The sequence below is a fragment of the Roseateles sp. P1_C6 genome (genome assembly GCF_056406315.1).
Map to the genome: position 1 here is coordinate 121,482 of NZ_JBFUAK010000013.1, position 11,578 is coordinate 133,059.

General features: G+C 67.6%; 7 protein-coding genes. 4 read left to right on the top strand and 3 right to left on the bottom strand.

Annotation, left to right across the window (positions count from 1 at the left end):
• The first annotated feature begins 96 nt into the window (after positions 1 to 96).
• Both AC1D29_RS26280 and AC1D29_RS26285 read left to right on the top strand, forming a co-directional pair.
• Positions 97 to 2,127, top strand: coding sequence for a M13 family metallopeptidase (locus tag AC1D29_RS26280; protein ID WP_477903097.1), 2,031 nt, complete (start codon positions 97 to 99; stop codon positions 2,125 to 2,127).
• 197 nt (positions 2,128 to 2,324) lie between these two features.
• A complete protein-coding gene (locus AC1D29_RS26285) occupies positions 2,325 to 2,936 on the top strand; it encodes a hypothetical protein (protein WP_477903099.1) in 612 nt (203 codons plus the stop codon).
• A gap of 82 nt (positions 2,937 to 3,018) precedes the next feature.
• Here the strand turns inward: AC1D29_RS26285 and AC1D29_RS26290 are convergent, their stop codons facing one another.
• Positions 3,019 to 4,842, bottom strand: a complete 1,824-nt coding sequence (locus AC1D29_RS26290; protein ID WP_477903101.1) for a S8 family peptidase — start codon at positions 4,840 to 4,842, stop codon at positions 3,019 to 3,021.
• A gap of 433 nt (positions 4,843 to 5,275) precedes the next feature.
• Here AC1D29_RS26290 and AC1D29_RS26295 point away from each other — a divergent pair, with 433 nt between their 5' ends.
• On the top strand, positions 5,276 to 5,773 hold the full coding sequence (locus tag AC1D29_RS26295) for a hypothetical protein (protein WP_477903103.1): 498 nt from the start codon (positions 5,276 to 5,278) through the stop codon (positions 5,771 to 5,773).
• Here AC1D29_RS26295 and AC1D29_RS26300 read toward each other — a convergent pair.
• Together AC1D29_RS26300 and AC1D29_RS26305 are read right to left on the bottom strand one after the other, a co-directional pair.
• Positions 5,763 to 6,173, bottom strand: a complete 411-nt coding sequence (locus AC1D29_RS26300) for an HIT family protein (RefSeq protein WP_477903105.1) — start codon at positions 6,171 to 6,173, stop codon at positions 5,763 to 5,765. The genes AC1D29_RS26295 and AC1D29_RS26300 overlap by 11 nt on opposite strands.
• Positions 6,170 to 10,018: a DUF3683 domain-containing protein gene (locus tag AC1D29_RS26305; RefSeq protein ID WP_477903107.1), complete on the bottom strand. Its 3,849-nt coding sequence runs from the start codon at positions 10,016 to 10,018 to the stop codon at positions 6,170 to 6,172. The genes AC1D29_RS26300 and AC1D29_RS26305 overlap by 4 nt, the downstream gene beginning before the upstream one ends.
• Before the next feature lie 254 nt (positions 10,019 to 10,272).
• Here AC1D29_RS26305 and ugpB point away from each other — a divergent pair, with 254 nt between their 5' ends.
• Entirely contained in the window at positions 10,273 to 11,577 is a 1,305-nt protein-coding gene (gene ugpB / locus AC1D29_RS26310; protein WP_477903109.1) for a sn-glycerol-3-phosphate ABC transporter substrate-binding protein UgpB, read from the top strand.
• The last annotated feature ends 1 nt before the right edge of the window (position 11,578 follow it).

The window sequence follows — 11,578 nt, forward strand, 5'->3', positions numbered from 1 at the left end:
TTGGTGAAAACCCGCAATCATGCCCTGTGTCTTCCAGCCCGCGCGGCGAGCGGGCGCTCTAATCTCACGCTTCAACGGCTTTGCTCCGCCCCCCTCATGCCCCGTTTTGCCCGTCACCGCCTGGCCGCTGCCGCGGCCTTGCTCGCCCTGGCCGGCGCCGCCCAGGCGCTGGACCTCGCCGGCCTGTCCAAGGACGTCGCGCCCTGCGACGACTTCTATGCCTTCGTCAACGCGAACTGGGAGGCCGCGACCGAGCTGCCCGCCAGCCGCGCGCGCATCGGCAGCTTCGAGCAGCTGCGCCAGGCCAATGACGAACTGCTGGACAAGGCGCTGAAGGAACTGGCCAACAAGCCGGCGCTGCAGACGACGCCCGGCCTGAAGCTGATCGCCGCCTATTTCGCCAGCGGCATGGACGAGGCCGCCATCGAGGCGCGCGGCTTCAGCCCGGTCACACCGCTGCTGAACCGCGTCGACGCGCTGCAGCGCCGCGAGGACCTGCCCGCGCTGCTCGCGCTGCTGAACCGCGGCGGCGTCAGCGCGCCGCTGAGCTTCAGCGTGCAGCCGGACCGCAAGGACACCCGCCGCAACGTGCTGGGCCTCAACCAGTCCGGCCTGGGGCTGCCGGACCGGGACGACTATTTCCGCGACGACGAGCGCACCCGCGCCGTCAAGGCGGCCTATCGCGGCTACACGCGCAGCCTGCTCGCCGCCGCCGGCAAGCCCGCCAGCGACGCCGAGCTGGACGCCCTGTTCGCCTTCGAGACCCGGCTGGCCGAAAGCTCGCGCGAACGCACCCAGCTGCGCGACCCGAACGCCAACTACAACGCCATGAGCCCAGCCGAGCTGGCGGCCGCCGCGCCCGGGTTGGACTGGACGGCCTACCTGGCCGTGCTGACGGCAGGCGCCAAGCCGCCGCAGCGCTTCATCGTCGGCCAGCCCGAGTTCGCGACCCGGTTGGCCCAGCTCGCCGCCGAGACGCCGCTGCCGGTCTGGCGCCAGTACCTGGCGCTGCGCGTGCTGGACGCCGCCGCGCCGCGGCTGCCCAAGGCCTTCTCGACGGCGTCCTTCGAATACCGCGGCAAGACCATCACCGGCCTGCAGGCACCGCCGCCGCGCGCCGAGGACGTCATCGTGCAGATCGGCGGCCGCTACGGCAACGAGCCCGTGGCGCTGGCGCTGGGCGAACTCTTCGTCGCCCGCGCCTTCTCGCCGGAGGCGCAGAAGCGCTCGCTGGCCCTCGTGGAGGACATCCGCGCCAGCATGCGCGAGCGCATCGAGAAGCTGACGTGGATGACGGCGCCCACCAAGGCCAAGGCGCTGGACAAGCTGGCGCAGATGCAGCCCAAGATCGGCGCCCCCGACAAATGGCCGCAGTACGAGGGCTTGCAGCTCAGCACGACGGATTTCGCCGGCAACTGGCTGAAGGTGGCGCTGTGGCACAGCGACCGCCAGGTGAAAGACCTGGACGCCCCGGTGGAGCGCGGCCGCTGGCGCACCAGCCCGCACATCGTCAACGCCTTTGCCGGCGGCCTCAACGAGATCACGTTCCCGGCTGGCATCCTGCAGCCGCCGTTCTTCGACGCCAAGGCGGATGACGCCGCCAACTACGGCGGCATCGGCATGGTCATCGGCCACGAGATCACGCACCACTTCGACGACAGCGGCCGGAACTTCGACGCAGGCGGCTCGCTGACCGACTGGTGGACCGCGGCCGACGCGGCCGGCTACAAGGCCCGTGCCGACAAGGTGGCCGAGCGCTACGGCGCGATCTCGCCGCTGCCGGGCTACAGCATCAACGGCCGGTTGACGCTGGGCGAGAACATCTCCGACATGTCGGGCCTGCCCATCGCCTACGAGGGCCTGCAGCGGGCGCTGAAGCGCACCGGCACCGCCGACAGGAAGATCGACGGCTACACGCCGGCACAGCGCTTCTTCCTGAGCAACGCGCTGATCTGGCGCACCAAGGTGCGCACCGAGTTCCTCATCAACCAGCTGCGCACCGACAGCCACTCGCCGGCCAAGTACCGCGTGCTGACGCCGATGAGCAATTCGGCCTATTTCGCGCAGGCGTTCTCCTGCAAGCCCGGGAGTGCGATGGTGGCCACCGACCCGCTGACCGTGTGGTGAGCCAGCGAGCAGGCCTGGCCTCCCAGTTCGCCACCGAAGGCGGTGGCGAGCGGCGGAGCACCAGCAACTAGGGAGGGTGCAGTGATCGTCGAGCGCGAAGAATCGGCGCACCGCCACCCTTCAGAAGACTCGTTATGCCCCTGCCCACAATGTCCCGACTTGGTGCATTCCGATCGGCCGCCCTATGCCTGCTCGCCGTGACTGCCTTGCATGCGCGAGCAGAGACGTTCACGTACGCGCTGGATCTTCGCGCCACCTCCGTTGGACCGGGTCACACCGTCTTTGGCTTCGTAACGCCGCCGACCACTTCTTTCGTCGGCAGCCTGTCATTCACAGCGGATCTCAGTTCAGGCATCGAGTGGTTCCCGGGCCTCTTCGTGGTGGAGACCACGGTCCACCAATTGAGCATCACGATCGGCACGGCGTCGTGGACCATGGCGGGCTCTTATGACGTCGATCTGTGGACAGACAGCGCACGCAACCTTACGGCGGTTGATTTTCGGCTCTTTACAGAACCGGGCTACCGTGGCGCCAGCCTTTCCATCGTCAAAGGAGGGCCGTCCAATCTGGACTGGTACGCCAGCGACCCGGCTGGTGGCGTCGCAAATTGCAGTTTCGGGGCCGCAGGCGTCACCACTGACGGACCGTGCATCAGCGGGGCGCCAGGATCGGCCCAATTGACGGCAGTCGTTCCGGAGCCTTCGCAACTGCAGCTCATGGGCGTCGCCCTCGTTGCTGCAGTGGGTCTGGGAAGGATCCGAAGGTCTAAACAGGCTCACCGAAATACCCCTTCTTCAGCAGCATGCTGAAGCGGGCGAAGGCGCCATTCGGTGAGCGGCACCCGACGGCCTGTCTGATGGACCGCCGGGCACCTCACTCACGCCAAAACTTTCACCACTGCAGCTTCAGCGTGTACGCGCCGGTGCCGCTGTAGCGCAGCACCTGCACATACAGCGTGATGGCGCTGCTGCCACCGTTGGCGTAGGTCGTGCTGTCGACCTGGCCGGCCGCCTTCTCGCTCTTCGCCAGCGTCGTGCCCGAGCTGTTCTTCACGTAGAGGTCGAAGTCGTTGCTGCTGCTGCCCATCGTCAGCGTCGCGCTCAGCGTCTTGCCGGCCGGCAGCGTCACCTTGAAGTAGTCGGTGTCGCTGGTCGAGCCGATGCTGCCGTTCACGTTGGCCGGTGCCGACACGGTGTTGGCCGTGGCGATCGTGCCGTTGGACTCGGTCTCGTTGACCGTCGGCAGGCCACCGGTGCCGCTGATGGCCGCCACCGCTGCCGCCGCGTCCAGGATGCCCGAGCCGCACTGCGAGCAGGTGCCGGGGAAGGCACGCGCGCTGCTTTGCAGGACTGCCTTGATCTGGTCCGGCGTGGCAGTCGGCTTGGCGCTCAGCATCAGCGCGACGACGCCGGCCACGTGGGGCGTCGCCATCGACGTGCCCTGGTAGTAGGCGTAGCTGTCGGCGCCTGGCGACTGCGTGCCGGCATTGAGCGTGCTCAGGATGCCGTTGCTGCTGGACGAGCGCACGTCGCCGCCCGGTGCGGCCAGCGCCACGACGGCGCCGTAGTTCGAGTAGTACGAACGTGCGCCGTTGCGGTCCGTGGCCGCCACGGCAATGACGCCGGAGCAGTTGGCCGGGTTGGAGTTGCTGGCGTTCTGGTTCTCGTTGCCGGCCGCGACGACCACCACCGTGCCGCGCGAGCGGGCGCTGTTGATCGCGTTCTGTGACGTCGTGTCGCAGGCGCCGCCGCCGCCCAGCGACATGTTGATGACGCGCGACGGCGTCGCGTTCGTCGGCAGGCCGGTGACGGCGCCGCCCGAGGCCCAGATCATGCCGTCGGCGATGTCGGAGGTGTAGCCACCGCACTTGCCCAGCACACGCACCGGCTGGATCTTGGCATTGAAGGCGATGCCGGCCACGCCGGTCGAGTTGTTCGTCTTCGCGGCGATGGTGCCGGCCACGTGCGTGCCGTGCCAGCTGGAGCCGCTGGCCGGTTCGCCGGCGCCGCATTCGCCAGCCACCGTCCAGTCGCCAGGGTCGCTCGGGTCGCTGTCGCGGGCATTGCCGTCATTGGAGACGGCCGTGTCCTTGATCATGTCGTAGCCGGCCACGATCTGGCCGGACAGGTCGGCGTGCGGGCGGATGCCGGTGTCGATGACGGCGACGGTGACGCCGGAGCCAGTCGCCAGGTCCCAGGCCGCCGGGGCGCGGATACCGCCCGTCGTCTCGTACAAGTCCCACTGAGCGGTGTAGCTCGAGTCATTGGGCGTCATCAGCGGGTACATCTTGCGGTCGGGTTCCGCGTAGGCGATGTTGGCGTCTGCCGCCTTCAGCTCGGCCGCGACGCGCTGCAGGTCGCTGTGCGACAGCGCGCGGTCCAGCTTGAACACGTGGGCGCCGGTGCCCATCTGGCGCAGCAGCCCGGCCTTGACGCCGCGCTGGGCCAGCGCGGCATTCAGGGCGGCCACGCGGGTCGACATTGCATGGCTCGCCACGCTGCGGGCGCGCAGCACGCGGGCGTCGCCGGCATCGGCTTCGGCGGCGTCGCGGTAGCCAATGATCAGGCGGTCGGTGACGGGCGCCGCGCGCTGCACGACGCTGGTCAGGCCGCGGTCGACCTGCTGGTTCGACACGCCCGCCTGGGCTGCGCCGGCCATCGCCAGGCCGCACGCCAGCGCGAGCAGGCTTTTCGGGTTCGCAAAGACAAAGCTCATCTTGATAGTTCCGCAAAAGTCGCCGTGGCGTACGGCGCACCGGCTCGGCCCATGGGATCTCCACGGGAAGCACCACCTTGTCGAGGCTCACCGGCCGGGCTCATCTCCAACGACGTCAACGCCCACCGATGCGGCACCATCCGAAGCGGCGCGCAGTGTGTCCGGCACACGAAATCTCGCTTGTCACTTCCCGCAGTGACGGGGGCCACCCTAGCGGGCATTCACGGATGGCATCCAGCCATGACGAATGGCATCGGCTCGTTCGTCGGCGCGAAACGGACTTCATGCAATTCAGGCGCGCTTTTCAGCGTGCCGTCGCATGCGGGCGGCAACTCATCGCCTGCGGCTTGGGCCCGCTCAGTCAGACGCCTAGTCTGAGCACAGGTCGACGCCCTTCGCGCGCCCTGCCCCTCTAGACCCACAGGAGCTTGTCATGTCCAACCACTACTCGATCGCCCGCCGCTCACCCGCCCTCAACGGCCTGCTCGCCGGCCTGGCTTGCGCCATCAGCCTCACGCTGACCGCTGGCCCCGCATTTGCCGAACCCGCCGACCTTGAGCGCGTCGAGGTCAGCGGCCGCGTCATCGAAGCGCCCGCGCGCTACGACGTGCATGCCGCCTGCTCTGACCTCGATGGGCAGCTGCAGAGCGCCCTGGGCCGCATCTGGCAGGACGAGGCCCGCTACGGCGAAGTGAAGGTGCAATTCGTCATGGAGAACGGCGAGGTCGCCGCGGTCCAGGCCAACGGCATCTCGCAGAAGATTGCTCGCGGCGTGCGCCATGCGGTGAACAAGCTGGACTGCGGCCCGCGCACGGTGGCAGCGGCACAGATCTATCGCTTCAGCGTCGACTTCATCGACCCCAGGCTCAGCGACGCGCAGATGGCCGGCGCCAAGCCCGCCGGCGTGCGGGTGGCCGTGCTCAGCCGCTGAGCGCTGCGGCGATGGCCGCGTCGACGGCCTCCAGCGGCCGTGCCAGCACCGGCTGGGCCTCGCGCCGCGACGCGGCCCAGATGGGCGCGGGGAAATGGCTGTCACCGTCGAAACGGGCGATGACATGCCAGTGCAGATGCGGCACGACATTGCCCAGCGAGGCCAGATTCACCTTGGTCGGGGCGAGCAAAGACCTCAGAGCCCGCTCGATCTCGGTGACAGCGTCCATGCAGGCGTGTCGATCTGTGTCAGACAGGTCGCTGAACTCGGCGACATGGGCGTTCCAGATGAGCCGGTAGAAGGCCGGATGGGCCGGCTCGTCGAGCACGCGCACGATGCGGAACCGCGGCGTGCGCACGACGAAGAGGCCGCCATCGGTCTCGCACAAGACGCAGCTCACACCAACACCCGTTCGATGCCGCCGTTGTTGGCCTTGGCCACGTACTCGGGCATCCAGTTCTCGCCCAGGATCTGCCGGGCCATCTCGACGACGATGTAGTCGGCTTCGAGCAGGCCGTTCTGCAGGTCGTCGCCATAGCGGCTCAGGCCCTGCAGGCAGCTCGGGCAGGACGTCAGGATCTTGAGATTCTCTTTTTCGCCGACGGCGCCCGACTCGCGCAGCTGCGTCTCGGTCTTGCGCAGTTCCTCTTCCTTGCGGAAGCGCACCTGCGTCGAGATGTCGGGCCGCGTGACGCCCAGCGTGCCGCTCTCGCCGCAGCAGCGCTCGTTCTTGACGACGTTCTCGCCCACCAGCGCCTTCACCGTCTTCATCGGCTCCTGCAGCTTCATCGGCGAATGGCAGGGGTCGTGGTACAGGTAGCTGGTCTTGGAGCCGAGCGTGATGCCCTTCTCCAGCAGGTACTCGTGGATGTCGATGATGCGGCAGCCGGGGAAGATGTCCTCGAACTTGTAGCCCTGCAGCTGGTCGTAGCAGGTGCCGCAGCTCACCACCACGGTCTTGATGTCCAGGTAGTTCAGCGTGTTGGCGACGCGGTGGAAGAGCACCCGGTTGTCGGTGATCATCTTCTCGGCCTTGTCGAACTGGCCCGAGCCGCGCTGCGGGTAGCCGCAGCACAGATACCCGGGCGGCAGCACCGTCTGCACGCCGGCATGCCACAGCATGGCCTGCGTGGCCAGGCCCACCTGGCTGAACAGCCGCTCCGAGCCGCAGCCGGGGAAATAGAACACAGCCTCGGTCTCGCTCGCCAGCGCGGGCGGGCGAATGATGGGCACGTAGTCCTTGTCCTCGATGTCCAGCAGCGCGCGCGCCGTCTTCTTGGGCAGGCCACCGGGCAGCTTCTTGTTGATGAAGTGGATGACCTGTTCCTTGATCGGCGCGGCGCCCAGCGTGGCCGGCGGCGCGCTGGTCTGTTTGCGGCCTGCCGGCTTGAACAGGTCGACGGCCAGGCGCTGGACCTTGAAGCCGATGCCCACCATGGCCGTGCGCGCCAGCTTGATGGTCTCGGGGTTGGTCGCGTTCAGCATGAACATGGCCGCCGCGTTACCGGGCCGCCAGGTCTTCTGGCCCATCTTGCGCAGCAGGTTGCGCATGTTCATCGTCACGTCGCCGAAGTCGATCTTGACGGGGCAAGGCGACAGGCATTTGTGGCAGACCGTGCAGTGGTCGGCGACGTCCTCGAACTCCTGCCAGTGCTTGATGGACACGCCGCGGCGCGTCTGCTCCTCGTACAGGAAGGCCTCGACCAGCAACGACGTGGCGAGGATCTTGTTGCGCGGCGAATAGAGCAGGTTGGCGCGCGGCACATGCGTGGCGCAGACGGGCTTGCACTTGCCGCAACGCAGGCAGTCCTTGATGGAGTCGCTGATCGCGCCGATGTCGCTCTGCTGCATGATCAGCGACTCATGCCCCATCAGGCCGAAGGACGGCGTGTAGGCATTGCGCAGATCGGCCGGGTGCGCCGCGTCCCTGAGCAACTTGCCCTTGTTGAAGCGGCCTTCGGGGTCCACGCGCTGCTTGTAGGCCGTGAAGTTGGCCAACTCCTCGTCGGTCAGGAACTCCAGCTTGGTGATGCCGATGCCGTGCTCGCCGGAGATCACACCGTCCAGCGAGCGCGCCAGCGTCATGATGCGGGCGACCGCCTCATGCGCCGTCTGCAGCATCTCGTAGTTATCGCTGTTGACGGGGATGTTGGTGTGCACATTGCCGTCGCCGGCATGCATGTGCAAGGCCACCCAGACGCGGCCGCGCAGCACCTCCTGGTGGATGCGGCGGCACTCGGCCAGCAGCGGCTCGAAGGCCGCGCCGCTGAAGATGGCCTGCAGCGGCTTCAGGATCTGCGTCTTCCACGACGCCCGCAGCTCGTGCGTCTGCAGGCCTTCGAAGAAGCCCCCGTCCGGGCCATCCAGCCCGACCAGCCACTGCTGCCACTGGCCACCAACCTCGCGCAGCAGCGTCAACGCCTGCTGCACGCGGTCCTCCAGCAGCTCGGCGCTGGGGATCTCACCGGCGTCGTCGCTCTTGCCCAGCGGCAGCTTGCCGGTCGTGAACAACGCCTGCAGCGCCGTCACCAGCGCCAGCTTGTTGCGCAAGGACAGCTCGATGTTGATGCGCTCGATGCCGAGCGTGTACTCGCCCATGCGCGGCAGCGGGATGACCACGTCCTCGTTCACCTTGAACGCGTTCGTGTGCTTGCTGATCGCCGCGGTGCGCTTGCGGTCCAGCCAGAACTTCTTGCGCGCATCGGCGCTGACGGCGATGAAGCCCTCGCCCGAGCGGCCGTTGGCCAGGCGCACGACCTCGCTGGTGGCGCGCGCCACCGCATCGGCGTCGTCGCCGACGATGTCGCCCACCAGCACCATCTTGGGCAGGCCGCCGCGCTTGCTCTTGGTCGCGTAGCCCACGGCCTTCAGGTAGCGGTCATCCAGGTGCTCCAGGCCCGCCAGCAGCACGCCGGTGTCGGCAATCGAGAACATGTAGTCCTTGATGTCGACGATGCTGGGCACGCAGTCCTTGGGGTTGCCGAAGAACTCCAGGCAGACCGTGCGCACATGCGCCGGCATGCGGTGCACGATCCAGCGCGCGCTGGTGATGAGACCGTCGCAGCCTTCCTTCTGGATGCCCGGCAGGCCGGCGAGGAACTTGTCCGTCACGTCCTTGCCCAGGCCCTCCTTGCGGAAGACACGGCCCGGGATGTCCAGCCGTTCGGTCTTTTCGAGCTTGGTGCCCGAGGCGTCGAAATAGCGCAGCTCGAAGCTCGCCACTTCCACATCGTGGATCTTGCCGAGGTTGTGGTTCAGGCGGATCACCTCCAGCCACTTGGCCTCGGGTGTCACCATCTTCCAGCTGGCCAGGTTGTCCAGCGCCGTGCCCCACAGCACGGCCTTCTTGCCGCCGGCGTTCATCGCGACGTTGCCGCCGATGCAGCTGGCCTCGGCGCTGGTCGGGTCCACCGCGAACACGAAGCCGTTGGCCTCGGCCAGGTCAGCCACGCGCTGCGTGACGACACCGGCCTCGCTGAAGATGGTCGGCACCTCGCGGTCCAGGCCCGGCAGACGCAGCATCTCGACGCCGCGCAGCGCTTCCAGCTTCTCGGTGTTGATGACGGCGCTGTTCCACACCAGCGGGATCGCGCCGCCCGTGTAACCCGTGCCGCCGCCCCGCGGGATGACGGTCAGCCCGAGCTCGAAGCAGGCACCGACCAAGCCGGCCATCTCTTCTTCGGTGTCCGGCGTCAGCACGACGAACGGGTACTCGACGCGCCAGTCGGTTGCGTCCGTCACATGGGACACGCGCGACAGGCCGTCGAACTTGATGTTGTCCTTGGCCGTGTGCTTGGCCAGCTTCCTGGCCGAGCGCTTGCGCAACTCCGCCACGCGCTCGAACATCAGCGCGAATTCGGCGACGGCACCACGGGCCGCCTTCAGCAGCTCGCCCACCGACGCGTCGCGCTGGGCGTCGGCGGCGGCGTCACGGCGCTTCTCCACCTCGCCCAGGCGGTGGTGCAAGGCCTCGATCAGTTGGCCCCGGCGGCGTGGGTTGTCCAGCAGGTCGTCCTGCAGGTAGGGGTTGCGCTGCACCACCCAGATGTCGCCCAGCACCTCGTACAACATGCGCGCGGACCGGCCGGTGCGGCGCTCCAGCCGCAACTGGTCCAGCAGCTCCCAGGCCCGGGAGCCCAGCAGGCGGATGACGATCTCGCGGTCGGAGAACGACGTGTAGTTGTAGGGAATCTCGCGCAACCGGGGGGCTGCGGTCTCGTCCGCCGGGTGATCGGCGGTGGGCATCAAGGGATGCGGAGCGTTCATGGCAACCGGCGTGACCGGGAAAGTCGCCTTGGCAGGCTGGATCGGACGGGCCGCGGCTCGGGTCGGCAGCAAGGCGGGCAAGGACGCCCGGCTTGTGGCCACAGCCCCTTGCGGCAGGGTCCGGAATGCTAACCGAGGGGTCTTGCCCTCTGGGCGCCACCGTGTTTGTCCGCCATTCGCGGCTCAACAAGCGGCGCTATGCTGGCCCGCAAAACAGCTGACGGAGACACTGGATGAAGTCGTTCGCCCAAATTGCAACGGTTGCCGCCAGCCTGGCCCTGGCCGCCCAGGCCCACGCGCAGACCGAGATCCAGTGGTGGCACGCCATGGGCGGCGCGCGCGGCGAATGGGTCAACGACCTGGCCCGCGACTTCAACGCCAACCAGAAGGATTACAAGGTCGTGCCCACGTTCAAGGGCACCTACGAAGAATCCATGCCCGCAGCCATCGCCGCCTTCCGGGCCGGCCAGGCGCCGCACATCCTGCAGGTCTTCGAGGTGGGCACGGCCACCATGATGGCCAGCAAGGCCGCCATCAAGCCCGTGGCCGACCTCATGAAGGAGGCTGGCATCCCCTTCGACCCCAGCGCCTATGTGCCGGCCGTGGCCAGCTATTACACGGCGCCCAACGGCCAGATGCTGAGCTTCCCCTTCAACAGCTCGACGACGGTGTTCTTCTACAACAAGGACGCGCTGAAGGCCGCGGGCGTCGACAAGCCGCCCACCAGCTGGCCCGAGGTGGCTTCGGCCGCCGCCAAGCTCAAGGCCAATGGCAGCAAATGCCCGCTCACCACCTCCTGGATGAGCTGGACGCAGCTGGAGAGCTTCTCGGCTTGGCACAACGTCGAGTTCGCGACCAAGAACAACGGCTTTGGTGGCCTGGACGCCCGGCTGGCCTTCAACACGCCGCTGCACCTGCGCCACATCGAGAACCTGGCCAACATGGCCAAGCAGGGCCTGTTCGTCTACAAGGGCCGCGGCAACGCGTCCGACGCCACCTTCGTCTCGGGCGAGTGCGCGATGACGACGGCGTCGTCCAGCATCTATGGCGACATCAAGAAAAACGCCAAGTTCGCCTTTGGCATCACCGCCCTGCCCTACTACCCCGACGTGCCCGGCGCACCGCAGAACACCGTCATCGGCGGCGCCAGCCTGTGGGTGATGGCGGGCAAGAAGCCGGCCGATTACAAGGGCGTGGCCAAGTTCTTCGAGTACCTGGCGCGCGCCGATGTCGCGTCGGAAAGCCACAAGCGCACCGGCTACCTGCCCGCCACCAAGGCCGCCTTCGTCACCACCGAGGCCAGCGGCTTCTACAAGGCCAACCCGGGCAGCGACGTCGCCGTGAACCAGATGATCCGCAAGACCACCGACAAGTCGCGCGGCGTGCGTCTGGGCAACCATCCGCAGATCCGCACCATCGTCGACGAGGAATTCGAGCTGATCTGGGCCGGCAAGAAGACCGCTAAGGAAGGCATCGATGCGGCGATCAAACGTGGCAACGAGCAGCTCGAGAAGTTCCAGAAGACCGCGAAGCTGTGAG

Coding starts and splice junctions, on each gene's coding strand:
- AC1D29_RS26305 (WP_477903107.1), bottom strand. CDS start 10,018: ATGCCCACCGCCGATCACCCGGCGGACGAGACCGCAGCCCCCCGGTTG.
- AC1D29_RS26295 (WP_477903103.1), top strand. CDS start 5,276: ATGTCCAACCACTACTCGATCGCCCGCCGCTCACCCGCCCTCAACGGC.
- AC1D29_RS26290 (WP_477903101.1), bottom strand. CDS start 4,842: ATGAGCTTTGTCTTTGCGAACCCGAAAAGCCTGCTCGCGCTGGCGTGC.
- AC1D29_RS26280 (WP_477903097.1), top strand. CDS start 97: ATGCCCCGTTTTGCCCGTCACCGCCTGGCCGCTGCCGCGGCCTTGCTC.
- ugpB (WP_477903109.1), top strand. CDS start 10,273: ATGAAGTCGTTCGCCCAAATTGCAACGGTTGCCGCCAGCCTGGCCCTG.